Origin of the sequence: Streptomyces sp. BB1-1-1 (assembly GCF_031597775.1) — a bacterium.
In the GTDB taxonomy this organism is placed as follows: domain Bacteria; phylum Actinomycetota; class Actinomycetes; order Streptomycetales; family Streptomycetaceae; genus Streptomyces; species Streptomyces thinghirensis.
Genome location: NZ_CP134203.1, coordinates 2,896,967 through 2,923,775, shown reverse-complemented (window position 1 = coordinate 2,923,775; position 26,809 = coordinate 2,896,967). Strand labels below are relative to the sequence as shown.

Genomic DNA, 26,809 nt, shown 5'->3' with positions numbered 1-26,809 from the left:
TGAATAGGAAGTGCGGGGATACGCAACGGCGCACGCCTCGCTCAGCGAGAGGGGTGCGCCACCGGCGGCTGAGAGGGGTTTGTTCGTGCATGCTTTCTCACACGGCACCACAGCGACACCGACCGCGATCGCAGTACCGCCATCGCTGCGCCTTCCGGTGATCGAGGCGGCATTTCCCCGGCAACTGCACCCGTATTGGCCGAAGCTCCAGGAGAAGACCCGTACCTGGCTGCTCGAAAAACGGCTCATGCCGGCGGACAAGGTCGAGGAATATGCCGACGGCCTGTGCTACACCGACCTCATGGCGGGCTACTACCTGGGCGCCCCCGACGAGGTCATGCAGGCGATAGCGGACTACAGCGCGTGGTTCTTCGTCTGGGACGACCGGCACGACCGGGACATCGTCCACGGCCGTCCGACCGCCTGGCGGCGACTGCGGAACCAGCTGCACGCGGCACTCGACTCACCCCGGGACCATCTGCACCACGAGGACACGCTGGTCGCCGGGTTCGCCGACAGTGTGCGGCGGCTCTACGCCTTCCTGCCGCCGCCGGCGACGTGGAACGCCCGGTTCGCCCGGCACTTCCACGCGGTGATCGACGCCTACGACCGGGAATTCCACAACCGCACCCATGGCATCGTGCCCGGCGTCGAGGAGTACCTCGAACTGCGCCGGCTCACCTTCGCGCACTGGATCTGGACCGACCTGCTGGAGCCGAGCGCGGGGTGCGAACTGCCGGACGCCGTTCGGAAACACCCGGCATATCGCCGGGCGGCACTGCTCAGCCAGGAATTCGCCGCCTGGTACAACGACCTGTGCTCACTGCCCAAGGAAATAGCGGGCGACGAGGTCCACAATCTCGGGATCAGTCTCATCACACATCATGGACTGACCCTGGAAGAAGCCATCGGAGAAGTAAGGCGACGCGTCGAGGAATGCATCACCGATTTTCTCGCCGTGGAACAGGACGCGTTACGGTTCGCCGACGAACTCGACAACGGCACCGTACGCGGAAAGGAACTGAGCGGCGCCGTACGGGCCAACGTCGGCAATATGCGGAACTGGTTCAGTTCCGTCTACTGGTTCCACCACGAGTCCGGCCGGTACATGGTCGACAGCTGGGACGACCGGTCCACGCCCCCGTACGTCAACAACGAAGCGGCAGGTGAGAAATGACCGTCGAGTCCGTCAACCCCGAAACCCGGACCGAAACCACACCGGAGCTGCGCGAGCCGCCCGTCGCGGGTGGCGGTGTCCCGCTCCTCGGCCACGGCTGGAGGCTGGCCCGCGACCCGCTGGCCTTCATGTCCCAGCTGCGCGACCACGGTGACATCGTTCGCATCAAGCTCGGCCCGAAGACCGTCTACGCGGTCACCGCCCCGGAGCTCACCGGCGCCCTGGCCCTGAGCCCCGACTACCACATAGCCGGTCCGCTGTGGGAGTCGCTGGAGGGCCTGCTCGGCAAGGAGGGCGTGGCGACCGCCAACGGTCCGCTCCACCGCCGCCAGCGGCGCACCATCCAGCCGGCGTTCAAGCTCGACGCGATCCCCGCCTACGGGCCGATCATGGAGGAGGAGGCGCACGCGCTCACCGAGCGCTGGCAGCCGGGGCGGACCGTCGACGCCACCTCCGAGTCCTTCCGCGTCGCCGTGCGCGTCGCGGCCCGCTGCCTGCTGCGCGGGCAGTACATGGACGAGCGGGCCGAGCGGCTGTGCGTCGCGCTCGCCACCGTCTTCCGGGGCATGTACCGGCGCATGGTGGTCCCGCTCGGACCGCTCTACCGGCTGCCGCTCCCGGCCAACCGCGAATTCAACAACGCGCTGGCCGATCTGCACCTCCTGGTCGACGAGATCATCGCCGAGCGCCGCGCATCCGGTCAAAAGCCGGACGATTTGCTGACGGCATTGCTGGAGGCGAAGGACGACAATGGCGACCCCATCGGGGAACAGGAGATCCACGACCAGGTCGTCGCGATACTCACCCCCGGCAGTGAAACCATCGCCTCCACGATCATGTGGTTGCTGCAGGCACTTGCCGAACACCCGGAACATGCCGACCGCATACGCGACGAAGTCGTAGCGGTCACCGGCGGACGCCCCGTGGCATTCGAGGATGTCCGAGGGCTCACGCACACCGGCAATGTCATCGTGGAGGCCATGCGTTTGCGTCCCGCCGTGTGGATTTTGACGCGGCGCGCGGTGGTCGAGACCGAACTCGGTGGCTATCGCATTCCGGCCGGGTCGGACATCATCTACAGTCCGTACGCAATCCAACGCGATGCGAAGTCGTACGCGGACAACCTGGAGTTCGACCCGGACCGGTGGATTCCGGACCGTGCGGCGGATGTGCCGAAATACGCCATGAAGCCGTTCAGCGCGGGTAAGCGCAAGTGCCCCAGCGACCACTTCTCCATGGCGCAGCTGACGCTGATCACGGCCGCGCTCGCCACGAAGTACCGCTTCGAGCAGGTGGCGGGCTCGAACGACGCGGTCCGGGTCGGCATCACCCTGCGGCCGCACGACCTGCTGGTCAGGCCCGTCGCACGGTGAGCGGCGCGGTGGCGCGGCGGCTCAGGCGACGGCCTCCGGGCCCCGGAAGGCGCGCCGGTAGGCGTGCGGGGTGGTGCCCAGGGCCCGGACGAACTGGTGCCGCAGCGCCGCCGACGTACCGAAGCCGGTGCGCCACGCGATCGCGTCCATCGTCTCGTCCGTCGCCTCCAGCAGCCGCTGGGCCAGCAGCACACGCTGGCGCAGGATCCAGCGGTAGGGAGTCGTACCCGTCTCCTGCTGGAAGCGGCGGGCGAAGGTGCGCGGGGACATGTGCGCCCGGGCCGCGAGCTGCTCGACGGTGACCTCCTCGTCGAGGTGCTGTTCCATCCAGGCCAGCACCTCGCCGACGGTGTCGCAGGAGGAGCGCGGCAGCGGCCGTTCGATGTACTGCGCCTGACCGCCGTCCCGGTGCGGCGGTACGACCATGCGCCGGGCGATCCGGTTGGCGACCTCCGGCCCCTGTTCCTTGCGGACGATGTGCAGACAGGCGTCGATGCCTGCGGCGGTGCCGGCGCTCGTGATCACGGGGTCCTCGTCCACGTAGAGCACGTCGGGCGCGACGGCGACCCGCGGGTACTGCCGGGCGAGCTCGGCCGCGTGGTGCCAGTGCACCGCGCACCGCCGCCCGTCCAGCAGCCCGGCGGCGCCCAGCACGAACACCCCGGAACACACGCTCAGCACCCGCGCGCCCCGGTCCACCGCCCGCCGCAGGGCGTCCAGCAGCTCCGGCGGATACTCCCGGCGGGCATAGTCGCTCCCCGCCGGCACGGCGATCAGGTCGGCCTCCTCCAGCCGGTCCAGCCCGTACGGCGTGGAGACGGTGAGCCCGCCGACATGGGTGCTCAGCTCCGGGCCCTCCGCGGAGACCACCGCGAAGTCGTACCCCGGCAGACCCTCGTCGCTCCGGTCGATGCCGAAGACCTCGCAGACGACACCGAGTTCGAAGGGATGCGCGCCGTCCAGCAGGACGGCGGCCACGTTCTGCAGCATGCCCCCAGTGTGCCTCGGAAGTGGCAGGAAATCGAGGTCCTACGGCAGTCCTGCCACTCCCGGTAAGGAGTATCCGGCGCGACAGTGGTGTCATGACCGGAAACCAGATAGAAGCCCTGATCGGAATGCTCGTGACCTTCGGACTCCTGGTCCTCATGGTCCTCCCCTCGGTGATCGGCATCGTGCGCGACAAGCGCATCGACCGTCAGCTCAGGGAGGCCCGGGAGGACCAGGGAGCGGGGAAGGAGACTCAGAAGTCCTCGGACAGGTCGACGGTGCCCTCCACCGCCACCTGGTACGCCGAGGGACGCCGCTCGAAGAAGTTGGTCAGCTCCTGAACGCCCTGCAGCTCCATGAAGGAGAAGGGGTTCTCGGAGCCGTACACCGGGGCGAAGCCGAGACGCGTCAGCCGCTGATCGGCCACACACTCCAGGTACTGCCGCATCGAGTCGGTGTTCATGCCCGGGAGGCCGTCACCGCACAGGTCGCGCGCGAACTGCAGCTCGGCCTCGACGGCCTCCCGCAGCATGTCGGTGACCTCCTGCTGGAGCGCGTCGTCGAACAGCTCCGGCTCCTCCTTGCGCACGGTGTCGACGACGTCGAAGGCGAAGGACATGTGCATCGTCTCGTCCCGGAACACCCAGTTGGTGCCGGTGGCCAGTCCGTGCAGCAGGCCCCGGCCGCGGAACCAGTAGACGTAGGCGAAGGCGCCGTAGAAGAACAGGCCCTCGATGCACGCGGCGAAGCAGATGAGGTTGAGCAGGAAACGGCGGCGGTCGGCCTTGGTCTCCAGGCGGTCGATCGACTCGACCGAGTCCATCCACTTGAAGCAGAACCCGGCCTTCTCGCGGATCGAGGGGATGTTCTCGACGGCGGCGAAGGCCGCGTTGCGGTCCTCGGGGTCGGGCAGGTAGGTGTCCAGCAGTGTCAGATAGAACTGGACGTGGACGGCCTCCTCGAACAGCTGCCGGCTCAGGTACAGCCGGGCCTCGGGGGAGTTGATGTGCTTGTAGAGGGTGAGCACCAGGTTGTTCGCGACGATCGAGTCACCGGTGGCGAAGAAGGCCACCAGCCGGCCGATCAGGTGCTGTTCCTCGGGGCTGAGCTTCTCCAGGTCGGCGACGTCCGAGTGGAGGTCGACCTCCTCGACGTGCCAGGTGTTCTTGATGGCGTCCCGGTAGCGCTCGTAGAAGTCCGGGTAGCGCATGGGGCGCAGCGTCAGCTCGAAGCCCGGGTCGAGCAGGTTCTTCGTGGTGGGGTTCGCGGGGGTCTCGGTGGTCATTACTGGCAGGCCTCGCAGGACTCGGGGTTTTCCAGGGAGCAGGCGACCGCTTCGGGGTCCGGGCCGGCCTGCACGGGGACGGTGGCTCGGGCGGCGGCGCGGGCGATGCGGGTCGCCGGGCGGGAGCGCAGGTAGTACGTGGTCTTCAGGCCCTGCTTCCAGGCGTACGCGTACATCGAGGAGAGCTTCCCGATGGTCGGCGTCTCCAGGAACAGGTTCAGCGACTGGGCCTGGTCGAGGTACGGGGTGCGGGCGGCGGCCATGTCGATCAGGCCGCGCTGCGGGATCTCCCAGGCGGTGCGGTACAGCGCGCGGACGTCCTCGGGGATCCAGGAGAAGCCCTGCACCGAGCCGTTGGCCTCGCGCAGCGCCTCGCGGGTGCGGGCGTCCCAGACGCCGAGCCGCTTGAGGTCGTCCACCAGGTACGAGTTGACCTGGAGGAACTCACCGGAGAGCGTCTCGCGCTTGAACAGGTTGGACACCTGCGGCTCGATGCACTCGTAGACACCCGCGATGGAGGCGATGGTGGCGGTCGGCGCGATGGCGAGGAGCAGGGAGTTGCGCAGGCCGGTCGTGGCCATGCGCTCGCGCAGCGCCGCCCAGCGCTCCGGCCAGGTGGGCTCGACGCCGTAGTGGTCGGGGTGCAGCACACCCCGGGCCGTCCGGGTCTTCTCCCAGGCCGGCAGCGGGCCGTCGCGCTCGGCGAGATCGGCGGAGGTCTCGTACGCGGCGAGCATGATCCGCTCGGCGACGCGGGTGGAGAGCGCCTTCGCCTCGGGCGAGTCGAAGGGCAGGCGCAGCTGGAAGAAGACGTCCTGGAGGCCCATCGCGCCCAGGCCCACCGGGCGCCAGCGGGCGTTGGAGCGGCCCGCCTGCCCGGTCGGGTAGAAGTTGATGTCGACGACCCGGTCCAGGAAGGTGACGGCGGTGCGGACGGTGGCGTCCAGACGCTCCCAGTCGATGTCGCCCTTGGCCACGTCGACCAACGCGCCGAGGTTGACCGAGCCCAGGTTGCAGACCGCCGTCTCCCCGTCGTCCGTGACCTCCAGGATCTCCGTGCAGAGGTTGGAGGAGTGGACGACGTGCCCGGGCTCGGCGGTCTGGTTGGCGGTGCGGTTGGCGGTGTCCTTGAAGGTCATCCAGCCGTTGCCGGTCTGCGCGAGGGTGCGCATCATGCGGCCGTACAGCTCACGGGCGGGGAGGGTCTTGCGGGCGAGCCCCGCCGCCTCGGCCCCGCGGTACGCCGCGTCGAACTCCTCGCCCCACAGGTCGACCAGCTCGGGCACGTCGGCGGGCGAGAACAGCGACCACTGTCCGTCGGCGTCCACCCGGCGCATGAACTCGTCCGGCACCCAGTGGGCGAGGTTCAGGTTGTGCGTGCGGCGGGCGTCCTCACCGGTGTTGTCCCGCAGCTCCAGGAACTCCTCGACGTCCGCGTGCCAGGTCTCGAGGTAGACCGCCGCCGCGCCCTTGCGCCGGCCGCCCTGGTTCACGGCGGCGACCGAGGCGTCCAGCGTCTTCAGGAAGGGGACGATGCCGTTGGAGTGCCCGTTGGTGCCGCGGATCAGCGAACCCCGGGCGCGGACGCGGGAGTAGGCGATGCCGATGCCGCCGGCGTGCTTGGAGAGGTTGGCGACCTGGTGGAAACGGTCGTAGATGGAGTCCAGCTCGTCCTTGGGGGAGTCCAGGAGGTAGCAGGACGACATCTGGGCGTGCCGGGTGCCGGAGTTGAACAGGGTGGGGGAGGAGGGCAGGTAGTCGAGGCGGCTCATCAGCCCGTACAGCGCGGCCACCTCGTCGACCGCACGCGTGGTGTCGCCCTCGGCGAGTCCGGCGGCCACCCGCAGCATGAAGTGCTGGGGCGTCTCGACGACCTTGCGGGTGATCGGGTGCCGGAGCAGGTAGCGGCTGTACACGGTGCGCAGGCCGAAGTAGCCGAAGCGGTCGTCGGCGACCGGGTCGATCAGCGCGTCCAGGCGGTCCGCGTGCAGCCGTACGAACTCGGCGGTGCGGTCGGCGATCAGGCCCTCGCGGTGACCGGTGGTGACCGACCCGGTGAACGAGGTGACGCCCTGGGAAGCGGCCTCGGCGCGGATGCCGATGGTCAGCAGCCGGGCGGCCAGCCTGGAGTAGACCGGGTCCTCCGAGATGAGCCCGGCCGCCGCCTCCGTGGCGAGCTCCCGCAGCTCGGACTCGTCCGCACGGGCGGACCGGCCGCGCAGTGCGGCGGCGGCGACCCGGCCCGGGTCGGCGCCGGGGAGGTCGGCGGTCAGCTCGGTCAGGATCCGCAGCAACGCGGCACCGGGCCCGTCGGGCTCCTCGGTCACCGGGGTCGCTGAAGTCGTCGCCGGGGTCGCTGAAACCGGGTCGGCTGGCGCGATGGTCACGTGGGGGCACTCCCTCGCTCGGCACGGGGCCTGGGGGAGGGCATGGGCAGCTCACGAGCGCACGCGGCGTCGCGTCCACCGGCCCACTCCACGAGGCCCGGACGTCAGGCACCCGGACCGGGACGGTACGGGCGCACTGTCGGCAGGTCCTCGGACTGGACATGCGTGTGCACACGTGCGGAGACGCGCGGATACACACAAGTACACCGTTGCGGGACAGTTCCGGATTCGCACCGGATTCCCCTGCGGCGACAGCGAGCACGAGCATACATCTTGTGCCGGGTTCGGCGAGCACCCCCAGATGTTGTGTCGCGGAGGAGCCGTCGAGAGGTGGCGCTGGTGTCAGAGCGTCAGTTCATAGGTGAGGAGCGTGATGTCGTCGAGCTCCGGCAGCGGGTTCCAGTCGCGGTCGGGCGTGCGGGTGAAGCCCATCCGTTCGTAGAGGCGGTGGGCGGTGCGCATGGTGCGCTGGGTGGACAGCACCACGCGCGCGCAGCCCTCGACGGCCCGGGACCGGTCGACGCAGGACCGTACGAGGGCCTCGCCCACCCCGCGTCCGCGTGCCTCGCGGGCGACGGCGAGCATCCGTATCTCGGCCTCGCCGGGCCGGGCGATGTCGGCCATGGGGCCGCCGGACGGCACGAAGGTCACGCCGCCGAGCACCCGGCCGTCCGCCGCGGCGACCAGCACCTCGGCGGCCGCCGCACGCTTGGCGACGTTCCTCAGCTCGCCGAGGTACGCGTCGCTCTCCCCGAAGTCGAGGAGGCCGTCGCGCAGATAGGCCTGCGCGGTGATCTCACCGAGGGTGCCGTACTCGTCCGTCGCCGCCTGCCGGATCACGAAGTCCATGGCGCCGAGTGTGCCGTACGGGTACGACAACGGGCCGCCGGATTTCTCCGACGGCCCGCCGCGTAGCAGGGATGGCGATCAGTGCGAGGTGCCCGCCGTGGCCGGCGGCAGCTCCACCTCGACGCCGGGGTCGCCCGCGTCCGCCGTGTAGTCGCCGGGCTTCGTCTCGTCGACGCCGTCGGGGGCCTTCAGCGCCCGCATGACGAAGGTCAGGACCACGGTGACCAGGACGTTCAGCACGAAGGCGGTGAGGCCGATGTAGCCGATCTCGCCGATGCCCGGGATCTCCTCGGACGAGCCGCCGAAGTGCTTCTGCGTCGGCGAGGCGACACCGTAGGCGGCGACCGTGCCGTAGACCATGCCGACCGCCCAGCCGCCGAGCAGCGCCCAGCGGTGGAACCAGCGGGTGAACAGGCCGCCGACCAGGGCCGGGAAGGTCTGCAGGATCCAGATGCCGCCGAGCAGCTGGAAGTTGATCGCGACCGTCTTGTCCATGCCCAGGACGAAGACCAGCGCGCCCACCTTCACCAGCAGGGACGTCAGCTTGGAGACCTTCGTCTCCTGGGCCGGGGTGGCGTCCGGCTTGATGAAGTCCTTGTAGATGTTGCGGGTGAAGAGGTTCGCGGCCGCGATCGACATGATCGCCGCCGGGACCAGGGCCCCGATGCCGATCGCCGCGAAGGCCACGCCGGCGAACCAGTCCGGGAACATGTTCTCGAACAACTGCGGGATCGCCAGCTGCCCGTTCTCCACCTTCACCCCCGCCGCGATCGCCATGAAGCCTAGCAGCGCGAGCAGGCCGAGCATCAGCGAGTACAGCGGCAGGATCGTGGTGTTGCGCCGGATCACCTCACGGCTGCGCGAGGACAGCGTCGCGGTGATCGAGTGCGGGTACATGAAGAGCGCGAGCGCCGAGCCGAGCGCCAGGGTGGCGTACGTCCACTGGCCGCCGTGGTCCGGCACCAGCCCGCCCTTGCCCGACTCGTCGAACTTGTCGCCCGCCGCGGCGAAGATGTCGTCGAACCCGCCGAGCTTGATCGGGATGTAGATGATCGCCACCGCGATCACGATGTAGATCAGCGTGTCCTTGACGAACGCGATCAGCGCGGGCGCGCGCAGCCCCGACGAGTAGGTGTACGCCGCCAGCACACCGAAGGCGATCAGCAGCGGCAGGTCCTTGATGAACCAGTTGGTGTCCTCACCGCCGCCGACGCCCATCACGTCGAGGACGGCCTGGATGCCGACCAGCTGGAGCGCGATGTACGGCATCGTCGCCAGGATGCCGGTGACGGCGACCGCCAGCGACAGCCCCTTCGAGCCGAAGCGGCCGCGCACGAAGTCCGAGGTCGTCACGTACCCGTGCTTGTGGGAGACCGACCACAGCCGCGGCAGGAAGGTGAAGATCAGCGGGTAGACCAGGATCGTGTAAGGCACCGCGAAGAAGCCGGCCGCGCCCGCCGCGTAGATCGCCGCCGGTACGGCCACGAAGGTGTACGCGGTGTACAGGTCGCCGCCCAGCAGGAACCAGGTGACCCAGGTGCCGAACGAGCGGCCGCCGAGGCCCCACTCGTCGAGGCTCTGGTCGTTCGCGGCCCGGCGCCAGCGGGCGGCCAGGAAGCCCATCGCGGTGACGAGGACGAAGAAGAAGATGAAGACGGCGAGTGCGACGCCGTTCACGCCGTCGTTCACTTGGCCCCGCCTTCCCGGCGGGCGCGCTGGTCACGCTGCCACAGCTTGTAGGCGATCACCGTGAGCACCGTGGAGACGATCACCCACGCCATCTGGTACCAGTAGAAGAACGGGATGCCGATGAAGGCCGGGTCCGTCTTCGCGTACGAGCCGACCCACAGCATGGCGACGAACGGTGCGACAAGGCAGAGGCCGATGACGACGCGCACCGGCGTCACCGTCGGCCCTCTGCTCACTTCTGGGGCTTGTGACATGCGGTGGCTCCGTCCCCTCGCTGATCACCTCGTGCAGTGCGCACGAAATGTAGGTGACGGTGTCGATACAGCGGAAGACCTCGTCCGTATATCGGTCCTGAACTGCAACTTCGCGGTCACGCGTGCGGGGGTTTGCCTGAAACGCCCCGCGGCCGGCGTCAGTCCTGGGGCCGCTTCAGCCGGGCCACGAACTTGTAGCGGTCGCCCCGGTACACCGAGCGCACCCACTCCACCGGCTGGCCCGTGCGGTCCTGCGAGTGCCGGGAGAGCATCAGCATGGGCAGGCCGACGTCGGTGCCGAGCAGGCCGGCCTCGCGCGGGGTGGCCAGGGAGGTCTCGATGGTCTCCTCGGCCTCGGCGAGATGGACGTCGTACACCTCGGCGAGCGCGGTGTAGAGGGACGTGTACTTCACCAGGGAGCGGCGCAGCGCCGGGAAGCGCTTGGCGCTGAGGTGGGTGGTCTCGATGGCCATCGGTTCGCCGTTGGCCATGCGCAGCCGCTCGATGCGCAGCACCCGCCCGCCGGCCGTGATGTCCAGCAGCCCGGCGAGCCGGTCGTCGGCGGTGATGTAGCCGATGTCCAGCAGTTGTGAGGTGGGTTCGAGGCCCTGCGCCCGCATGTCCTCGGTGTACGAGGTGAGTTGCAGCGCCTGCGACACCTTGGGCTTGGCGACGAAGGTGCCCTTGCCCTGGATGCGCTCCAGGCGGCCCTCGACGACCAGTTCCTGAAGGGCCTGGCGGACGGTGGTGCGCGAGGTGTCGAACTCCGCGGCCAGCGTGCGCTCCGGCGGGACCGGCGTACCCGGCGCCTGTGTCCGGGTCATGTCGAGCAGATGCTTCTTCAGACGGTAGTACTTGGGCACGCGCGCGGTACGGACGGTCGCCCCACCCTCGTTCTCCGCACTGCTGACGTCGGTGCTCATGCTCTGCCTTCCCGGCTCCGGGTGCCGAAGCGACCGCTATCCCTGTCGGCCACGGCTCACATCGTGGCACGGCTCCGTGCCGGGTTGGCCCCGCACGCTCCGTGATCCCTTCTGTATACCTCCGGGGCCCTCGTTGGTCTAGTCCACAGCGCCGACCGGCGTCGCTGGTACGCGCGTTCGGAACGGTACCGGCACGTCATTCGGCGGGCGGTGGTACACCCGGTGCCGGTCCGTCCGATCTGTCGCTTGCGCAATGAAAGGTCCCTGCATATCTCGGTCGCATCACGGACGCGAGGAGCCCGGTTGAACACCCTTGACAGCCCTATTGGTCTGGGCCAAGCTCCCCGTACTGGTCTACACCATTGGTCCAGGTCCCGGCCCCATGGGCGGTCCGCGTCGACGAGCAACCGCGGGGAGGCAGGGGGGTTGTGTGGCATCCCTGAGGAGGGTTGGCGTGAAGCGCAAGCTGATAGCCGCGATCGGTATCGCGGGCATGATGGTCTCGGTCGCGGCGTGCGGGGGCGACAGCGGCGACGACGGCAAGAAGGCCGGGGCGGACGGTTACGCCGGCGAGACGCTCACCGTGTGGGTGATGGACGGTTCCTCGCCCGACGACTGGCAGGCGGACCTCGCCAAGGAGTTCGAGGCGAAGACCAAGGCCAAGGTCAAGTTCGAGATCCAGACGTGGAACGGTATTCAGCAGAAGCTGACCACCGCGCTCTCCGAGGAGAACCCCCCCGACGTCTTCGAGGTCGGCAACACCCAGACCCCGGCGTACGCCAAGACCGGCGGCCTCGCGGACCTCACCGACCTCAAGGCCGAGATCGGCACGGACTGGACCGAGTCCATCAACGAGTCCTCCGTCTTCGAGGGCAAGCAGTACGCGGCGCCGTGGTTCGTGGTCAACCGCGTGGTCGTCTACAACAAGAAGGTGTGGGCGGACGCGGGCATCAAGGAAACGCCCAAGACCCGCGACGAGTTCTACGACGCCCTCAAGACGATCGGTGAGAAGACCGACGCCGAGCCGATCTACCTGCCGGGCCAGAACTGGTACCACTTCGTCGGTCTGGCGATCGGCGAGGGCGCCGAGCTGGTCAAGAAGGACGGCGACAAGTACGTCTCCAACCTCGACGACCCGAAGATCGCCGCCGCGACGGAGACCTACAAGAAGTTCCAGTCCCTCTCCAAGGCACCCCAGGACAAGGACGAGGCCACCCCGCAGCAGGGTGACGTCTTCGCCAAGGGCAATGTCGGCTCCTTCATCGGCATGGGCTGGGAAGCCGCCACCGCGATCAAGGCCAACCCGAAGATCGAGAAGGACATCGGCTACTTCACCATCCCGGGTGAGACCGCCGACAAGCCCGAGGGCGTCTTCCTCGGCGGCTCCAACCTCGCCGTCGCCGCGGGCAGCAAGAAGCAGGAACTCGCCAAGGAGTTCCTGAAGATCGCGCTGTCCGACAAGTTCGAGGGCCAGCTGGCCAAGGCCAACGGCGTCACTCCGAACAAGGAGTCGCTGGTCGGCAACCTGGAGGGCAACCCCGCCGCCGAGGCCGGTTCGCCGGCCGTCGCCTCCGGTGGCACCACGCCGCTGATCCCGGAGTGGGCCGCGGTCGAGAACGCGCCCAACCCGATCAAGACCTACCTGACCGCCGTGCTGAAGGGGAAGTCCCCGGCCGAGGCGGCCAAGCAGGTCGAGGAAGAGTTCAACAAGCGCCTGTCGCAGCAGCAGTAGCACCGGGTGAGCCGGGGCGGGGTGGCCGGACGACGGCTCCCGCCCCGGCGACCGTACGCGAGTCGACGTACGCAGGCCCTCTCGTAGGCCGAGAAGAGAGATCGCGAGCATGACCGTGCAGACCGAACGGCCGCCCTCCGGCCCGGCGGACGTCCGCAAGGCGGACGACGAGGGCAGCGGCGGGCCGAAGCAGAGAGCCGCGTCGCGCGTCGGCGCGCTCGCCCCGTACCTGTTGCTGCTGCCCGCCTGCGCGGCCACCGTGCTGCTGCTCGGCTGGCCGCTGCTGAAGGACCTCCTGCTGTCCTTCCAGAACCTCAACATGACGCAGCTGATCCAGCACGTCACCGAGTGGAACGGCGTCGACAACTACAAGGAGACCCTCACCAGCGAGCACTTCTGGCGGGTCACCCTCCGCTCGATCCTGTTCGCGGCGGTCAACGTCGCCCTGATCATGATCCTGGGCACCCTGGTCGGCCTGCTGCTCGCCCGTCTCGGCAAGCGGATGAGGTTCACCCTGCTGCTCGGTCTGGTGCTGGCCTGGGCCATGCCGATCGTGGCCGCCACCACCGTCTACAAGTGGCTGTTCGCCCAGCGCTTCGGCGTCGTCAACTGGGTCCTGGACAAGCTCGGCTGGCACTCCATGGCCGACTACAGCTGGACCAGCAGCCAGATGTCGACCTTCTTCGTCGTCACCCTGCTGATCGTCTGGCAGTCCATACCGTTCGTCGCGATCAACCTCTACGCCGCGACCACCACCATCCCGAAGGAGCTCTACGAGGCCGCCTCCCTCGACGGAGCCGGCGCCTGGCGGAGCTTCACCGCGGTCACCATGCCGTTCCTGCGGCCGTTCCTCTACGCGACGACCTTCCTGGAGATCATCTGGGTCTTCAAGGCGTTCGTGCAGGTCTACACCTTCAACCAGGGCGGACCCGACCGGCTCACCGAGATCCTGCCCGTCTACGCCTACGTCGAGGGTGTCGGCAACCAGCACTACGGCATGGGCGCGGCCATTGCCGTGCTGACCATCCTGATCATGCTCGGTCTGACCGCCTACTACCTCAGGATCGTGCTCAAGCAAGGGGAGGACGAGCTGTGAAGCGCTCGCTCTTCGGCCGCCTGTGGCCCAACGCCACGGCCGTCGTCCTGTTCATCGGCTTCGTCTTCCCCGTGTACTGGATGTTCTCCACGGCCTTCAAGCCGACCGGCGACATCATCACGGAGGACCCGGTCTGGTTCCCGACCGACTTCACCTTCGATCATTTCAAGACGGCGACCGAGGCCGACCACTTCTGGTCCTTCGTCACCAACTCGCTGACCGTCACCGTCCTCGCCGTCGTCTTCTCGCTGATCATCGCGCTGGCCGGCTCCTTCGCCCTGGCCCGGATGCGGTTCAAGGGGCGGCGCGGCTTCGTCATCGGCTTCATGCTGGCCCAGATGGCGCCCTGGGAAGTCATGATCATCGCGATATACATGATCGTGCGCGACGCGTCGATGCTGAACAGCCTCGTGCCGCTCACGCTCTTCTACATGATGATGATCCTGCCCTTCACCATCCTGACGCTGCGCGGCTTCGTCGCCGCCGTGCCGAAGGAGCTGGAGGAGTCGGCGATGGTCGACGGCTGCACCCGCAGCCAGGCGTTCCGCCGGGTCATCCTGCCGCTGCTCGCGCCGGGTCTGATGTCGACCTCGCTGTTCGGCTTCATCACCGCCTGGAACGAGTTCGCCCTGGTCCTGGTCCTGAACAAGGACGCCGAGGCCCAGACGCTGCCGGTGTGGCTGACCAGTTTCCAGACCGTCTTCGGCGACGACTGGGGCGCGACCATGGCCGCCTCCTCCCTCTTCGCCGTCCCGATCCTGATCCTCTTCGTCTACCTCCAGCGCAAGGCCGTCAGCGGCCTGACCGCCGGCGCCGTGAAGGGATAACGCGACCGATGACCACCATCGCCAGGGCCACCGACACCCTCACGCGCGACGCGCTGACCGTCCTCCAGCCCGGATTCACCGGCACCACCGCCCCCGACTGGCTGCTGCGCCGGCTCGGCGAGGGACTGGCCTCCGTCGGTCTGTTCGGGCGCAACATCGCCTCGGCCGAGCAGGTGGCCGCGCTGACCGCACAGCTGCGCGCCGAGCGCGAGGACGTGCTGGTCGCGATCGACGAGGAGAGCGGCGACGTCACCCGGCTCGAGGTGCGCACCGGTTCCTCCTTCCCCGGCAACCTCGCCCTCGGCGCGGTGGACGACGTCGGGCTCACCCGGGAGGTGGCCGCGGAACTGGGCCGCCGGCTCGCCGCCTGCGGCGTCAACCTCAACTGGGCCCCGTCCGCCGACGTCAACTCCAACCCCGACAACCCGGTCATCGGCGTGCGCTCCTTCGGCGCCGGCACCGACCTGGTCGCCCGGCACACCGCCGCCTACGTCACCGGCATGCAGTCGGCGGGCGTGGCCGCCTGCACCAAGCACTTCCCGGGCCACGGCGACACGGGCGTCGACTCGCACCACGCCATGCCGCTCATCGACGTGGACGCCGCGGTGCTGGCGGAACGCGACCTGGTCCCGTTCCGCGCGGCCATCGCCGCCGGCAGCCGCGCGGTGATGAGCGCCCACATCCTGGTCCCGGCCCTGGACCCGGAGTACCCGGCAACGTTGTCCCGCCGCATCCTGACCGACCTGCTCCGCGGCGAACTGGGCTACGACGGCCTGATCGTCACCGACGGCATGGAGATGCGGGCCATCGCGGGCACGTACGGCATCGAACGCGGCAGCGTCCTGGCCATCGCGGCCGGCGCCGACGCGATCTGCGTGGGCGGCGGGCTGTCCGACGAGGGCACCGTGCGGCGGCTGTGCGACGCCCTGGTCGAGGCGGTCCGCGCGGGCGAGCTGCCCGAGGACCGCCTGGCCGACGCGGCGGAACGCGTCCGCGCCCTGGCCCACTGGACCGCGGCGCACCAGGCCGACGCCGGGGCGGGGGAGTCCGAGGCCGGCGACGTGGGCCTGCGCGCGGCCCGCCGCGCCCTGCGCGTCACCGTGGCCGACGACTTCGCCCCCCTCACCGAACCGCCGTACGTCGCCGCCCTCACCCCCGTCGCGAACATCGCGGTCGGCGACGAGACCCCGTGGGGCATCGCCGCCGAGCTCTTCCGCCTGCTTCCCGGCACCGAGACCGGCAGCTTCACCGGACCCGACGCCGGGCACGAGGTACTGGCCGCGGCCGGTCCGCGCCGCGTCGTGGCCGTGGTCCGCGACGAGCACCGGCACCCATGGATGGCGGCGGCCCTGGACACCCTGCTGGCGGCGCGTCCCGACACGATCGTGGTCGAGATGGGTGTCCCCCGCGCCGAGCCCCGGGGCGCCCTCCACCTGGCCACCCACGGCGCGGCCCGAGTCTGCGGCCGGGCGGCGGCGGAGGCGATCGCGGGCGTGTAGCGGGACGCCGCTTCGCCGGGCTCCGGACGGTACGACGAAGGCGCCGGTCCTCCTGGTGGGGGACCGGCGCCTCTGGTTCGAGGTGTCGCACGTGACGGGTATGCCGGGCGGGCCCGTCCGGCGGTGCGCGGGGGGCCGCCGTAAGAACACCGTGCTCCGCTCGCCGGTACGGAGAAGGCGCCGAACCCCGTGGAGGGGATCGGCGCCTTTCGCCTGCGGCGGCTGTCCGTGTCCGGCCGGTCAGGGCCGGGGCGGGCTCGGATCCGGGCTCAGATTCCCTGCCAGTCGGGCTTGTGGGCGTAGGTGTGCCGGAAGTAGTCGGCGAGCTTCAGCTTGGAGGCGGCGGCCTCGTCGACGACCACCGTGGCGTGCGGGTGCAGTTGGAGTGCGGAGGCCGGGCACACGGCGGCGACCGGGCCCTCGACACTCGCGGCGACCGCGTCCGCCTTGCCCTCGCCGGTGGCGAGGAGCACCACGTGCCGGGCCTCCAGGATGGTGCCGATCCCCTGCGTGATCACGTGGTGCGGCACCTGCTCGATGTCACCGTCGAAGAAGCGCGCGTTGTCGACGCGGGTCTGCTCGGTGAGCGTCTTGATCCGGGTCCGCGAGGCGAGCGAGGAGCACGGCTCGTTGAAACCGATGTGCCCGTCGGTGCCGATGCCCAGCAGCTGGAGGTCGACCCCGCCGGTCCCGCCCAGCGCCTTGTCGTACGCCTCGCACGCCCCCTGCACGTCCGCGGCCGTGCCGTCGGGGCCCATGAACGCGTCCATGCCGATCCCCAGCGGTTCGAGCACCTCGCGTCGCAGGACCGAGCGGTACGACTCCGGGTGCTCGGCGGGGAGTCCCACGTACTCGTCGAGCTGGGCGATCCGCGCCCGCGCGGTGTCCACGACGCCCGAGCGCACCTTGGCCGCCAGTGCCTCGTACACGGGCAGCGGCGTCGAGCCGGTGGCCACCCCGAGCAGGGCGTCGGGCTTGCGTCGGAGCAGCTGTGCCATGGCTTCGGCTATCAGCTCGCCGCCTGCCTTGGCGTCCGGAACGATGACAACTTCCACGCTTGCCTGCCGTTTCGAAGAGAGGACTCACCCGGGGTCCGGGACTGGCTGTGTGGGGCCCTATGTGGTTTAGACCAATCTAACAGAGCTGGGCCCGGCGAGCGCGTCGAAACGGTCAGGTGGGTGGCGGTGTCAGGTCAGCGAACCTCCCGTCGCGTCCACCCAGCTTCCCGTGACCCACCGGCCCCCGTGCGAGGCGAGGAAGGCGACCACGTCGGCCACCTCGGCCGGCGCCCCCACCCCGCCGAGCGCGGAGAGCGCCGCCGCCCGGTCCCAGCCGTCCGGGCTCCCGTGCAGCAGCCCGGCCGTGTTGTCGGTTTCGATGATGCCGGGTGCCACCGAGTTCACCGTGATGCCGCGGGTGCCCAGCACCTTGGAGAGGTCACGCGAGAACACGTCCAGCGCGCCCTTCGTCATCGAGTACGCCATGTTGTCCGGCATCACCGCGGTGCGGGACAGCCCCGAGGAGATGTTGATGACCCGGCCGCCGTCGCGCAGCCGGCCCATACCGTGCTTGAGGATGAAGAACGGTGCCTTCACGTTGACGGTGAAGACCGCGTCGTACTCCGCCTCCCCTATCTCCCCGATGGGGCGCGTGCTGCCGATTCCGGCGTTGTTCACCAGGACGTCCACGCCGTCGGCGTGCCGGTCGAACTCCTCCCACAGGGCCTCGGCGGCCCCGGGGGCGCTCAAGTCGGCCCCGATCGCGAACGCCGAGCCGCCCGCCGCCTCGATCGCGGCGACCGTCTCCTTCGCCGCCGCCTCGTTCCTGCCGTAGTGCACCGCGATCCGTGCGCCGTCCCGGCCCAGTCGCTCCGCGATTCCCCGCCCGATGCCCCTGCTCGCCCCCGTGACGAGAGCCGTCCTGCCCGCAAGCACGCCCATGTCGGCGCCCCCTTCGCATTTCTCTATCGGTCGCTACAGAAAAGACCGTACAGCACCCCGGCGACATTTCTCTAGTGCCCGCTATAAAATGCACTCCATGGTGAGCAGCGAGAAGAGCGGACAAGCGGAGGCGCCGACTCCGAAGGCCGCGGCCAGGGGACGGCGGGGCCGCCCCCGCTCCTTCGACCGGGCGACGGCCCTGGAGAAGGCGCTGATGGCCTTCTGGGAGCACGGCTACGAGGCCACGTCGGTCTCGGATCTCACGCGGGTCATGGATATCGGCGCCCCGAGCCTGTATGCCGCCTTCGGCGACAAGCGCTCGCTCTTCGAGGAGGTCGTCCAGGAGTACGGCGTACGGTACGGCTCGTTCGGCGGCCGCGCCCTCGCCGAGGAGCCGACCGCCCGCGCGGGGGTGGAACGGATGCTGCGCGAGGCCGCCGTCGAGTACACGGCTCCCGGCCGGCCGCACGGCTGCCTCGTCATCCACGCGGCCGCCAACTGTTCGACCGCCGAGGTCGAGGAGTCCCTGCGGGAGCGGCGCAACGGCAACATCGCCGCGATCGAGGACCGGATCGGCGCCGACGTGGTCGCGGGCGTGCTGCCGCCGGACACCGACGCGGCCGCCCTCGCCCGGCACACCGGCGCCATGATCCAGGGCATGTCGCAGCAGGCGCGCGACGGCGCGAGCCGGGTGGAGCTGGAGGCGCTCGCGGAAATTGCCCTGGCCGTCTGGCCCCGTGTGTGAGCCAACGGGGTTAGGCTTTGGCCGGGCGTTCGGATGTCCGAGTAGTCGACGGAACGCGACAACTGCAAACACCGTCCGCCGCATGGACACGATGAGTGGTCTAGTCCACAATGGCGACTGAGACACTTGCCGTGACACTCACGCAAGGTGATCGTCAGGCTTCCGCCTTCCCCGCACAGGAGGGCGGACCGAGGAACCGGTGCTCTCTGCCCTGACTGCTCCGGGTCCTCATCCTTCGGCCGACCGGGACCGCACACCCCACGGCCGTTGTTGCTCCGGGCTGCGGTGCCGGGAGGGTTGAGGGTCCCTCTCAGGCGCCGCGGCCCGCGGGTGTTTCGAGGGCCGGTCCGGGGCTGGACCGGAAGCGGGGACGGTGGGATCCGGCTGCTTTCGATCGCTGTCCGAACCGCCAGGTACGCTCAGCCACGTGCCCTCCATGAACGAACTCGTACGCCAGCACACAGCGCTCGACGACTCCGACCTCGAGTGGCTCCACCTGCTGGTCTCGGAGTGGCAGCTCCTCTCCGACCTCTCCTTCGCCGACCTGGTCCTGTGGGTTCCCACCCGCGACGGCGCCCGCTACGTCTCCGTCGCCCAGATGCGGCCCAACACCGGACCCACCTCGTACCAGGACGACATGGTCGGCCACCTGGTCCCGCGCGGCCGGCGTCCCATGCTGGACGTCGCCCTGGACGAGGGCCGGATCGTGCGCGAGGGCGACCCGGAGTGGCGTGAGGAGGTCCCGGTCCGCGTCGAGTCCATCCCCGTACGCCGTCAGGGGCGCGTCCTGGGCGTCATCGCCCGCAACACCAACCTGCTCACCGTGCGCACTCCGAGCCGCCTGGAACTCACTTATCTGCAGAGCGCCTCGGACCTCGCGCAGATGATCGCGGCCGGCGCCTTCCCGTTCGAGAACCAGCAGGTCGACATGGACGCCTCGCCCCGCGTCGGCGACGGCCTGATCCGGCTCGACGCGGACGGCATCGTCCAGTACGCGTCCCCGAACGCGCTGTCGGCCTACCACCACATGGGCCTCGCCGCCGACCTGGTCGGCCATCACCTAGGGCGGACCACCGCCGAACTCGCCCCGTCCCGCGGCCCGGTCGACGAGGCACTCGCCAAGGTGGCCAGCGGCTGGGCGCCGCGCGAGTTCGAGATCGAGGCGCACGACGGGGTGATCCAGTTCCGCGCCATCCCGCTCAAGCCGAAGGGCACGCGCATCGGTTCCCTGGTGCTCCTGCGCGACGTCACGGAACTGCGCCGTCGGGAGCGCGAGTTGATCACCAAGGACGCCACGATCCGGGAGATCCACCACCGGGTGAAGAACAACCTCCAGACGGTGGCGGCCCTGCTGCGCCTCCAGGCCCGGCGCATCGAGTCCGACCGGGGACGCGAGGCGCTGGAGGAGGCCGTGCGCCGGGTCGGCTCGATCGCGATCGTGCACGAGACGCTTTCCCAGAACCTGGACGAGCGCGTGGAGTTCGACGAGATCGCCGACCGAGTGCTGGCGATGGTGGCGGAGATCTCGCCGGGCAAGGTCACCGGCCGGCGCACCGGTCGCTTCGGCATTCTGGACGCCGAGGTCGCGACCCCCTTGTCGATGGTGCTGACCGAGGTGCTGCAGAACGCCCTGGAGCACGGTTTCCGCGACGGCGACACCGGCACGGTCGAGGTCTCCGCGGTCCGCGGCGGTACGACGAAGGAGGCCCGGCTCCTGGTCACCGTCCAGGACGACGGCGTCGGTCTGCCCGAGGGCTTCGACCCGCACCGCTCCGGCAACCTCGGCCTGCAGATCGTCCGCACCCTGGTGGAGGGCGAGTTGGGCGGGGCCTTCGACATGGTGCCGGCCCCGGACCGCGGCACCCGGGTGATCCTGGACATCCCGGTGCCCACGGACAAGTAGCGAGCGGGGCCGGGCAGCAAGAGCGGAGCGGGGCCGGGCAGCAAAAAGCCCCGGACCCGTGAGGGTCCGAGGCCAGTGCTCGTGCGATCCATCGTCCGATGCGCATCGGGGGTACTGCGCGCTGCGGCTCGGGAGCGGGGGTTGCGTACTCGCTGTACGCGCCGCCAAGCTCAGGCTGTCAGCAGGGGTGGATGGTCAGGCGGAGGCCTGACGAGCCCGGTTGCGGGCGGCACGGCGCTTCATTGCGCGGCGCTCGTCCTCGCTGAGACCACCCCAGACGCCGGAGTCCTGGCCGGACTCGAGCGCCCACTGCAGGCACTGCTCCATGACAGGGCAGCGACGGCAGACGGCCTTGGCTTCCTCGATCTGCAGCAGCGCGGGACCGGTGTTGCCGATGGGGAAGAAGAGCTCGGGGTCTTCCTCGCGGCAAACGGCGCGGTGACGCCAGTCCATGGCTGCTACCTCTCCTTGGTATTACATGCTGGGATGCTTGTGAATGTGAACGCTTTCACGAATCCCTCAACAAGGGAAGGGCCTACCGTCAGGTTGCCCTGGCGTGGTCCTGTGGTTTGAAGAGGGGTTCTGGTGATCTGTGAAGGCCGGTGTTGCGGGCCGTTCCGATCGCCAAGAAGAGACTCGCAAACCTCGGCGGCGGATACAACCCCTTCCGGAAAGTTTTTTTTGATTCTTCGGTGTCGACTAGGTCACAGCCGTACTTCTATGGGGTGGACCCTGGCCTAAACGTTCGAGTGAAAGGACTTTCGCCCCTTCTGCTCACACAATCACACGCAGTGCACGGCGAACGCCTGTGAACGTCACGCTGGTCCGCAGTCCCAGGTGGTCACCGTCCATCTGGAGGGGGAGTGGGACCTTCGAATGCAAGGTGAACTCGGTCATGTCGTGCAGGGAGACGGCGTGCCGGCCCCGGGGTCCGCGCTCGGGGGACGAAGTGAGCAACTGGGTGCCATACCGGGCAACCGCGGCCGTCGACAGGCGGTGGAGGCCGAAGACGTCGAGCCCGGTATCGAACGAGGCTTTAGGTGACGCGTAGATCGGGCGATTGCCGAGAAACGTCCACGGGCACGTGTTCGAGACTATGGACAGCACCAGATCGGTCACCGGATCCTCACCCGCCCGCTCCAGCGTGATCGTCCCGTTGCGGCGGTGCGGCTCGCCGATGAGCGCGCGCATCACCTGGCGGACGTAGAGGGCGTGCGTCGACTTCTTCCCGCGCTCACGGTGCTGCTCGACCCGGCCGACCACGCCGGCGTCGAAGCCCAGGCCGGCGTTGAAGGTGAACCAGCGGGCCGGGACCGCCTCGTCCTCCGTGCCCGCCGTACCCGAGGCCAGGCCCAGCCCGACGGTCCGCTCGCTGCCCTCGCGCAGTGCGTCCAGCAGGGCGCCGGTGGCCTCCACCGCGTGGTTGGGCAGGCCGAGGGCGCGGGCGAAGACGTTGGTGGAACCGCCCGGGACCACCGCGAGACGGGGCAGCTTCTCCGGGCAGGGGCCGTCGTGCAGCAGACCGTTGACGACCTCGTTGACCGTGCCGTCGCCGCCGAGGGCCACCACCAGGTCGATGTCGTCGCTCTGTGCCGCCTGCCGGCCGAGGTCGCGCGCGTGGCCGCGGTACTCGGTGGTGACCGCCTCCAGCTTCATCTCGCTCGCGAGCGCGTGGATCAGCACGTCGCGCGTACGCGCACTTGTGGTGGTTGCCGCCGGATTGACCACGAGAAGTGCACGCATGGTTTGCAGGGTACCTACTCAGTGGTACCCGGCCCAGACCGAGGTGGAGATCGCCGAGGGCGCACGGAGCACACGGTCCGCCGGACGCGCCCATGGGATCCAGTGCGCCGAGGGCTACCCTTCAGGGGTGAGCAGTGAGCAGACCCCCACCCCCGAAGCCGCCGCAGAGGCGGGCCCCCGTCCCGGCCGGCTGACCGCCGCGGCCGCGCTGGCCGCACTGGAGGGGCTGGCGCTCGTCGTCGGCGGCGCCTGGATGCTCGTGGGAGGTCTCGCCGGCCACCCCGACGACCGGACCTCGGCCATCACCGGCGGCGTCACCCTGATCGTCCTCGCCCTGCTGCCGCTCCTCGCCGCCCGCGGACTGATCGGCCGGCGGGGCTGGAGCCGGGGGCCCGCCGTCATCACGCAGATCATGGCGCTGCCGGTGGCCTACAACCTGCTGCAGGCCGACAGCGTGGCCATCCCGGCGGGCATCGTGCTCGGCGTCGTGGCCGTCACGGCCCTGGTGCTGCTCGTGAACCCCACGACCACCCAGGCCCTCGGCATCCGGGGACCCGGCAGCGCCGAGAAGTAGCCGAGGAGCAGCGGCCGTCCGGAGGTCTCCGCCGACGGCCACCCACCGGTGCCCGGCCGCTACTCCTCGACCAGCAGCTTCTCCCGCAGCTGCGCCAGTGTGCGGGCCAGCAGCCGCGACACGTGCATCTGCGAGATCCCGACCTCCTGCGCGATCTGCGACTGGGTCATGTTGCCGAAGAAGCGCAGCAGCAGGATCCGTTTCTCCCGCGGCGGCAGGTCCTCCAGCAGTGGCTTGAGAGACTCCCGGTACTCGACGCCCTCCAGGGCCTCGTCCTCGGCGCCCAGGGTGTCCGCGACCGCCGGGGACTCGTCGTCGGTGTCCGGGACGTCCAGGGACAGCGTGGAGTACGCGTTGGCCGACTCCAGACCCTCCAGGACCTCCTCCTCCGAGATCGCCAGCTTCTCGGCGAGCTCGTGGACCGTGGGGGAGCGCCCGTGCAACTGCGAGAGTTCCGCCGTGGCCGTCGTCAGGGCCAGCCGAAGCTCCTGCAGGCGCCGCGGGACGCGCACCGCCCAGCCCTTGTCCCGGAAGTGCCGCTTGATCTCGCCGACGACCGTGGGGGTCGCGTAGGTGGAGAACTCCACCCCGCGGTCCGGGTCGAAGCGGTCGACCGACTTGATCAGTCCGATGGTGGCGACCTGGGTGAGGTCGTCCAGGGGCTCGCCGCGGTTGCGGAAGCGGCGCGCGAGGTGCTCGACGAGCGGCAGGTGCATGCGGACCAGCCGGTTGCGCAGTTCCGCGTACGCCGGACTGTCCTTCTCCAGCGTGCGCAGCTCGGCGAACAGGAGACGTGCCCCGCTGCGGTCCTGCGGGTCGTGCCGCGTGCCCTGCGTGCCCCGTGCACCCGGAGCGCCGTCCTCGGAGTGTCGCTCGTGCTCGCTCATCGTCCCGCCCGTTGCCCTTTCCCGAGCCCTCGCCTCCGCTCGGACGGGCCGGACGGGGGTGTCCCCGGTCCGCTGTCCGTCGTCCGGGACGACGGCCTCGGGGGAGGCCTCGTCCTCCGGATGCGGCCGGGCCTGCTCGGGGATGCCGTCGATGCCGTCCGCCGTGCGCCGGGCCTCGTTCTCAGAACGTGCGCCCTCGGCCGGCAGCTCCCGTGTGCCGCGCTCTTCGTCCCGCACCGGCCCGTCCCCGTTCCTCACGTCGGCCCGGGTCCCGCGCCGCGCTGTTTGTAGAGGCTGATCGAAACGGTTTTGTCCTCGTCCACGGCGGAGGAGACCTTGCCCGCGAGGGCGGACAGCACGGTCCAGGCGAAGGTGTCCCGCGAGGGGGCGTGGCCGTCCGTGGTCGGCGCCGAGACGGTGACCTCGAGCGAGTCGTCGACGAGGCGGAAGACACAACTGAGCACCGAGCCGGGCACGGCCTGCTGAAGCAGGATCGCGCAAGCCTCGTCGACTGCGATGCGCAGGTCCTCGATCTCGTCGAGGGTGAAGTCCAAACGGGCTGCGAGGCCGGCCGTCGCCGTACGCAGCACCGACAGGTAGGCACCCGCGGCCGGCAGCCGGACTTCGACGAAGTCCTGGGTCGCGGGCTCGCCTGCGATCTGGGACACCCTCACCTCCAAGGTGGTACAAGCGTTACAGGGTCGAGGGCCGCCCCTCGGGGTAACGCGCTACGTGGTTCAGCGGTGACGTTATCGCGCTCCAGAGTTTCCTGTCCCCGAGACCCCAACCCCTTGCTGTCACTCATAGTAAACACACGAACACGCACAGTGGCTAGGGGTTCGGCGGGCCCAAATCGGAAGAGCGCGCGCCGGGTTGACGTACCCAGGCGTCAGAGGGTCGAACCGTCCCTGGGACAGGTCACACGAGTACGTGATCGACGAAGCACCAGCGCCAGCTCTCACCCGGCTCGAAGGTCCGCATCACCGGGTGGCCGGTCGCCTCGTGATGGGCCGTCGCGTGCCGCCTCGGCGAGGAGTCGCAGCAGCCCACGTGGCCGCAGACGAGGCACAGCCTCAACTGCACCGGGTCCGTGCCCTCGGCCAGACACTCCGGGCAGGTCTCGCCGCGTGGCTCCGGTTCCGGGTGCGGCAGCGCGTCGGCGTGCGTGCACTGTTTCATGATTGCCAGGTTACGACGGGTGTGCGGATGACCGCGCGGGAAAAGAGGGCGGGCGAGGACCATGGACGTGATGCCGCTGCTGTTGCTGGTGGCGGGCAGCGCAGCGATCGCCGCGGCCGGGCGGCGCGTGCCGGTGCCGGCACCGCTGCTGCTGGTCGCGGTGGGTCTGGCGGTGAGCTACGTCCCCGGAGTGCCCGACTACACCCTCGACCCGCACATCGTCCTGCCTCTGCTGCTGCCCCCGCTGCTCCACACGGCGGCCACCGACAGCTCCTACCTCGACCTGCGGGCACAGCTGCGGCCCGTGGCGCTGCTGTCCGTGGGCTACGTCCTCTTCGCCACCTTCGTCGTCGGCTGCGCCGCGTACCTGATCGTGCCCGGCCTGCCGCTGACCGCGGCCCTGGTGCTCGGGGCGGTGGTGGCGCCGCCGGACGCCGTCGCGGCCACGGCGGTGGCGCGCCGCGTGGGGCTGCCCTCCCGGATCACCACGATCCTTCAGGGCGAGTCCCTGGTGAACGACGCCACCGCGATCACCGCCTTCAGGGTGGCGCTCGCGGCGGCGGTCGGCGAGGGTGCCACGTGGGCCGGCGGGATCACGGAGTTCCTGATCGCGGCCATCGGTGGCGTCGGCGTCGGGCTGGTGCTGATGGTGCCGCTCCACTGGCTGCGCACGCACGTGAAGGAGGCGCTCCTCAAGAACACGCTCTCCCTGCTGATCCCGTTCGTGGCCTACGCCGTCGCCGAGCAGGTGCACGCGTCCGGGGTGCTCGCGGTGGTGGTCGTCGCGCTCTATCTCGGCCACCGCGCGTGGGAGGTCGATTTCGCCACCCGTCTCCAGGAGGAGGCGGTGTGGAAGATGGTCGCCTTCGTCCTGGAGTCGGCCGTGTTCGCCCTGATCGGACTCCAGCTGCCCGTCGTCCTCAAGGGCCTCGGGGAGTACGAGGGTGCCGACGCCGCCTGGTACGCGGTCGCCGTCTTCCTGGTGGTCGCCGTGGCCAGGTTCGCGTGGGTGTATCCGGCGACCTTCCTGCCACGGCTGTCGGCACGCGTACGCGCGCGTGAGGGCGACCTCTCCTGGAAGGGGCCGTTCGTGATCGGCTGGGCCGGAATGCGGGGTGTGGTCTCGCTCGCGATCGCCTTCTCCATCCCGCTCACCGTGCACGGCGGCGAGCCCTTCCCCGAGCGCAACCTCATCCTGTTCCTCACCTTCACCACGGTCATCGGCACGCTGGTCGTCCAGGGCGTCACCCTGCCGCCGCTGATCCGCCTGCTGAAGTTCCCCGCGCGCGACGTACAGGCCGAGACGCTCGCGGAGGCCAACGCCCAGGCGCAGGCGTCCCGGGCCGCTGAGCAGCGCCTGGACGACCTTCTCGCCGACGAGCGCAACGCCCTGCCGGCCCCGCTCGCCGACCGCCTCCGCACGGTCCTGGAACGGCGCCGCAACGCCGTCTGGGAACGGCTCGGACAGGTCAACCCCGTCACCGGGGAGACCGTCGACGACACCTACCGGCGGCTGTCCAGGGAGATGATCGGCGCGGAGCGCGAGGTCTTCGTCCGGCTCCGGGACGGCCGCTACATCGACGACGAGATGCTCCGGACGCTGCTGCGCAGGCTGGACCTGGAAGAGGCGGCGGCATACCGGGAGACGGCGTGAGGGCGTCACACGCGCGCGTGCGGCGCCGGGCGCGGGCACGGGGGCACGGGGGGCGTCCGGCGTGTTCGGGTGAGGCCGTAGCGGGCGTGCGGCGCCCGTGTCGTCC

Annotated in this window: 25 protein-coding genes and 1 riboswitch; of the genes, 11 read left to right on the top strand and 14 right to left on the bottom strand. The window is 69.8% G+C overall.

Features of this window, described 5'->3' with window-relative positions:
* The first annotated feature begins 85 nt into the window (after positions 1–85).
* Together cyc1 and RI578_RS13395 are read left to right on the top strand one after the other, a co-directional pair.
* Positions 86–1,177 (top strand): epi-isozizaene synthase, encoded by a 1,092-nt coding sequence (cyc1, locus tag RI578_RS13400; protein WP_310871301.1) that lies wholly within the window; start codon positions 86–88, stop codon positions 1,175–1,177.
* Positions 1,174–2,550, top strand: coding sequence for a cytochrome P450 (locus RI578_RS13395; RefSeq protein ID WP_310871300.1), 1,377 nt, complete (start codon positions 1,174–1,176; stop codon positions 2,548–2,550). Before cyc1 ends, RI578_RS13395 begins: the two co-directional genes overlap by 4 nt.
* 21 nt (positions 2,551–2,571) lie before the next feature.
* On the opposite strand, the gene RI578_RS13390 is transcribed toward RI578_RS13395, so the two are convergent.
* Positions 2,572–3,540 (bottom strand): helix-turn-helix domain-containing protein, encoded by a 969-nt coding sequence (locus RI578_RS13390; RefSeq protein ID WP_310871299.1) that lies wholly within the window; start codon positions 3,538–3,540, stop codon positions 2,572–2,574.
* A 92-nt stretch (positions 3,541–3,632) separates the two neighbouring features.
* Between RI578_RS13390 and RI578_RS13385 the strand changes: the two genes are divergently transcribed.
* On the top strand, positions 3,633–3,878 hold the full coding sequence (locus tag RI578_RS13385; RefSeq protein ID WP_310871298.1) for a hypothetical protein: 246 nt from the start codon (positions 3,633–3,635) through the stop codon (positions 3,876–3,878).
* On the opposite strand, the gene RI578_RS13380 is transcribed toward RI578_RS13385, so the two are convergent.
* The 6 genes from RI578_RS13380 to RI578_RS13355 all read right to left on the bottom strand — a co-directional run bounded on the left by RI578_RS13380 (position 3,791) and on the right by RI578_RS13355 (position 10,924).
* Complete coding sequence (locus tag RI578_RS13380; RefSeq protein ID WP_310871297.1) at positions 3,791–4,822, bottom strand: ribonucleotide-diphosphate reductase subunit beta; 1,032 nt, start codon at positions 4,820–4,822, stop codon at positions 3,791–3,793. The genes RI578_RS13385 and RI578_RS13380 overlap by 88 nt on opposite strands.
* Positions 4,822–7,209 carry a ribonucleoside-diphosphate reductase subunit alpha gene (locus tag RI578_RS13375; RefSeq protein WP_310871296.1) on the bottom strand — a complete coding sequence of 796 codons (2,388 nt, stop codon included), beginning with the start codon at positions 7,207–7,209 and terminating at the stop codon, positions 4,822–4,824. Before RI578_RS13375 ends, RI578_RS13380 begins: the two co-directional genes overlap by 1 nt.
* Positions 7,210–7,332: 123 nt before the next feature.
* Positions 7,333–7,494, bottom strand: a riboswitch (cobalamin riboswitch).
* 57 nt (positions 7,495–7,551) lie between these two features.
* Positions 7,552–8,058, bottom strand: a complete 507-nt coding sequence (locus RI578_RS13370) for a GNAT family N-acetyltransferase (protein WP_310871295.1) — start codon at positions 8,056–8,058, stop codon at positions 7,552–7,554.
* 78 nt (positions 8,059–8,136) lie between these two features.
* Positions 8,137–9,747 (bottom strand): monocarboxylate uptake permease MctP, encoded by a 1,611-nt coding sequence (gene mctP / locus RI578_RS13365; RefSeq protein ID WP_310871294.1) that lies wholly within the window; start codon positions 9,745–9,747, stop codon positions 8,137–8,139.
* Positions 9,744–10,001: a DUF3311 domain-containing protein gene (locus RI578_RS13360; protein ID WP_310871293.1), complete on the bottom strand. Its 258-nt coding sequence runs from the start codon at positions 9,999–10,001 to the stop codon at positions 9,744–9,746. Before RI578_RS13360 ends, mctP begins: the two co-directional genes overlap by 4 nt.
* A 158-nt stretch (positions 10,002–10,159) precedes the next feature.
* Positions 10,160–10,924 (bottom strand): GntR family transcriptional regulator, encoded by a 765-nt coding sequence (locus RI578_RS13355; protein WP_053136900.1) that lies wholly within the window; start codon positions 10,922–10,924, stop codon positions 10,160–10,162.
* A 454-nt stretch (positions 10,925–11,378) separates the two neighbouring features.
* Between RI578_RS13355 and RI578_RS13350 the strand changes: the two genes are divergently transcribed.
* The 4 genes from RI578_RS13350 (at position 11,379) to RI578_RS13335 (ending at position 16,078) form a co-directional block, all read left to right on the top strand.
* Positions 11,379–12,656 (top strand): extracellular solute-binding protein, encoded by a 1,278-nt coding sequence (locus RI578_RS13350; protein ID WP_310871292.1) that lies wholly within the window; start codon positions 11,379–11,381, stop codon positions 12,654–12,656.
* 109 nt (positions 12,657–12,765) lie between these two features.
* Positions 12,766–13,752: a sugar ABC transporter permease gene (locus RI578_RS13345; protein ID WP_310871291.1), complete on the top strand. Its 987-nt coding sequence runs from the start codon at positions 12,766–12,768 to the stop codon at positions 13,750–13,752.
* A complete protein-coding gene (locus RI578_RS13340) occupies positions 13,749–14,579 on the top strand; it encodes a carbohydrate ABC transporter permease (RefSeq protein ID WP_310871290.1) in 831 nt (276 codons plus the stop codon). The genes RI578_RS13345 and RI578_RS13340 overlap by 4 nt, the downstream gene beginning before the upstream one ends.
* Before the next feature lie 8 nt (positions 14,580–14,587).
* Positions 14,588–16,078 carry a glycoside hydrolase family 3 protein gene (locus tag RI578_RS13335; protein WP_310871289.1) on the top strand — a complete coding sequence of 497 codons (1,491 nt, stop codon included), beginning with the start codon at positions 14,588–14,590 and terminating at the stop codon, positions 16,076–16,078.
* 269 nt (positions 16,079–16,347) lie between these two features.
* Here RI578_RS13335 and nagB read toward each other — a convergent pair whose 3' ends face one another.
* Together nagB and RI578_RS13325 are read right to left on the bottom strand one after the other, a co-directional pair.
* Positions 16,348–17,133 (bottom strand): glucosamine-6-phosphate deaminase, encoded by a 786-nt coding sequence (nagB, locus tag RI578_RS13330; RefSeq protein ID WP_310871288.1) that lies wholly within the window; start codon positions 17,131–17,133, stop codon positions 16,348–16,350.
* 132 nt (positions 17,134–17,265) lie between these two features.
* On the bottom strand, positions 17,266–18,018 hold the full coding sequence (locus RI578_RS13325; protein WP_310871287.1) for an SDR family oxidoreductase: 753 nt from the start codon (positions 18,016–18,018) through the stop codon (positions 17,266–17,268).
* A gap of 97 nt (positions 18,019–18,115) precedes the next feature.
* On the opposite strand from RI578_RS13325, the gene RI578_RS13320 reads away from it, so the two are divergent.
* Both RI578_RS13320 and RI578_RS13315 read left to right on the top strand, forming a co-directional pair.
* Positions 18,116–18,763 (top strand): TetR/AcrR family transcriptional regulator, encoded by a 648-nt coding sequence (locus RI578_RS13320; RefSeq protein ID WP_310871286.1) that lies wholly within the window; start codon positions 18,116–18,118, stop codon positions 18,761–18,763.
* Positions 18,764–19,190: 427 nt separating this feature from the next.
* Positions 19,191–20,666 (top strand): PAS domain-containing sensor histidine kinase, encoded by a 1,476-nt coding sequence (locus RI578_RS13315; RefSeq protein WP_310871285.1) that lies wholly within the window; start codon positions 19,191–19,193, stop codon positions 20,664–20,666.
* A gap of 195 nt (positions 20,667–20,861) precedes the next feature.
* Here the strand turns inward: RI578_RS13315 and RI578_RS13310 are convergent, their stop codons facing one another.
* Together RI578_RS13310 and RI578_RS13305 are read right to left on the bottom strand one after the other, a co-directional pair.
* Entirely contained in the window at positions 20,862–21,119 is a 258-nt protein-coding gene (locus tag RI578_RS13310; RefSeq protein ID WP_003973730.1) for a WhiB family transcriptional regulator, read from the bottom strand.
* Between the two features lie 321 nt (positions 21,120–21,440).
* Positions 21,441–22,409: a diacylglycerol kinase family protein gene (locus tag RI578_RS13305; protein ID WP_310871284.1), complete on the bottom strand. Its 969-nt coding sequence runs from the start codon at positions 22,407–22,409 to the stop codon at positions 21,441–21,443.
* Between the two features lie 127 nt (positions 22,410–22,536).
* Here RI578_RS13305 and RI578_RS13300 point away from each other — a divergent pair, with 127 nt between their 5' ends.
* Positions 22,537–22,983 carry a hypothetical protein gene (locus tag RI578_RS13300; RefSeq protein ID WP_310871283.1) on the top strand — a complete coding sequence of 149 codons (447 nt, stop codon included), beginning with the start codon at positions 22,537–22,539 and terminating at the stop codon, positions 22,981–22,983.
* Between the two features lie 59 nt (positions 22,984–23,042).
* Here the strand turns inward: RI578_RS13300 and RI578_RS13295 are convergent, their stop codons facing one another.
* The 3 genes from RI578_RS13295 to RI578_RS13285 all read right to left on the bottom strand — a co-directional run bounded on the left by RI578_RS13295 (position 23,043) and on the right by RI578_RS13285 (position 25,049).
* Positions 23,043–24,128, bottom strand: coding sequence for an RNA polymerase sigma factor SigF (locus RI578_RS13295; protein WP_310871282.1), 1,086 nt, complete (start codon positions 24,126–24,128; stop codon positions 23,043–23,045).
* Positions 24,125–24,538, bottom strand: coding sequence for an anti-sigma regulatory factor (locus RI578_RS13290; protein WP_003973726.1), 414 nt, complete (start codon positions 24,536–24,538; stop codon positions 24,125–24,127). The genes RI578_RS13295 and RI578_RS13290 overlap by 4 nt, the downstream gene beginning before the upstream one ends.
* A gap of 250 nt (positions 24,539–24,788) precedes the next feature.
* Positions 24,789–25,049 carry a UBP-type zinc finger domain-containing protein gene (locus tag RI578_RS13285; protein WP_210960524.1) on the bottom strand — a complete coding sequence of 87 codons (261 nt, stop codon included), beginning with the start codon at positions 25,047–25,049 and terminating at the stop codon, positions 24,789–24,791.
* A gap of 61 nt (positions 25,050–25,110) precedes the next feature.
* Between RI578_RS13285 and RI578_RS13280 the strand changes: the two genes are divergently transcribed.
* Positions 25,111–26,703 carry a Na+/H+ antiporter gene (locus tag RI578_RS13280; protein ID WP_310871281.1) on the top strand — a complete coding sequence of 531 codons (1,593 nt, stop codon included), beginning with the start codon at positions 25,111–25,113 and terminating at the stop codon, positions 26,701–26,703.
* Positions 26,704–26,809 lie beyond the last annotated feature (106 nt).

Bases quoted from the DNA above. Each gene is read 5' to 3' on its own strand.
- RI578_RS13280 (WP_310871281.1), top strand. From the start codon at position 25,111: ATGGACGTGATGCCGCTGCTGTTGCTGGTGGCGGGCAGCGCAGCGATC.
- RI578_RS13310 (WP_003973730.1), bottom strand. From the start codon at position 21,119: ATGGACTGGCGTCACCGCGCCGTTTGCCGCGAGGAAGACCCCGAGCTC.
- RI578_RS13320 (WP_310871286.1), top strand. From the start codon at position 18,116: ATGGTGAGCAGCGAGAAGAGCGGACAAGCGGAGGCGCCGACTCCGAAG.
- RI578_RS13390 (WP_310871299.1), bottom strand. From the start codon at position 3,540: ATGCTGCAGAACGTGGCCGCCGTCCTGCTGGACGGCGCGCATCCCTTC.
- RI578_RS13380 (WP_310871297.1), bottom strand. From the start codon at position 4,822: ATGACCACCGAGACCCCCGCGAACCCCACCACGAAGAACCTGCTCGAC.
- RI578_RS13385 (WP_310871298.1), top strand. From the start codon at position 3,633: ATGACCGGAAACCAGATAGAAGCCCTGATCGGAATGCTCGTGACCTTC.
- RI578_RS13325 (WP_310871287.1), bottom strand. From the start codon at position 18,018: ATGGGCGTGCTTGCGGGCAGGACGGCTCTCGTCACGGGGGCGAGCAGG.
- RI578_RS13285 (WP_210960524.1), bottom strand. From the start codon at position 25,049: ATGAAACAGTGCACGCACGCCGACGCGCTGCCGCACCCGGAACCGGAG.
- RI578_RS13395 (WP_310871300.1), top strand. From the start codon at position 1,174: ATGACCGTCGAGTCCGTCAACCCCGAAACCCGGACCGAAACCACACCG.
- RI578_RS13345 (WP_310871291.1), top strand. From the start codon at position 12,766: ATGACCGTGCAGACCGAACGGCCGCCCTCCGGCCCGGCGGACGTCCGC.
- RI578_RS13360 (WP_310871293.1), bottom strand. From the start codon at position 10,001: ATGTCACAAGCCCCAGAAGTGAGCAGAGGGCCGACGGTGACGCCGGTG.
- RI578_RS13335 (WP_310871289.1), top strand. From the start codon at position 14,588: ATGACCACCATCGCCAGGGCCACCGACACCCTCACGCGCGACGCGCTG.
- RI578_RS13305 (WP_310871284.1), bottom strand. From the start codon at position 22,409: ATGCGTGCACTTCTCGTGGTCAATCCGGCGGCAACCACCACAAGTGCG.
- RI578_RS13370 (WP_310871295.1), bottom strand. From the start codon at position 8,058: ATGGACTTCGTGATCCGGCAGGCGGCGACGGACGAGTACGGCACCCTC.
- RI578_RS13355 (WP_053136900.1), bottom strand. From the start codon at position 10,924: ATGAGCACCGACGTCAGCAGTGCGGAGAACGAGGGTGGGGCGACCGTC.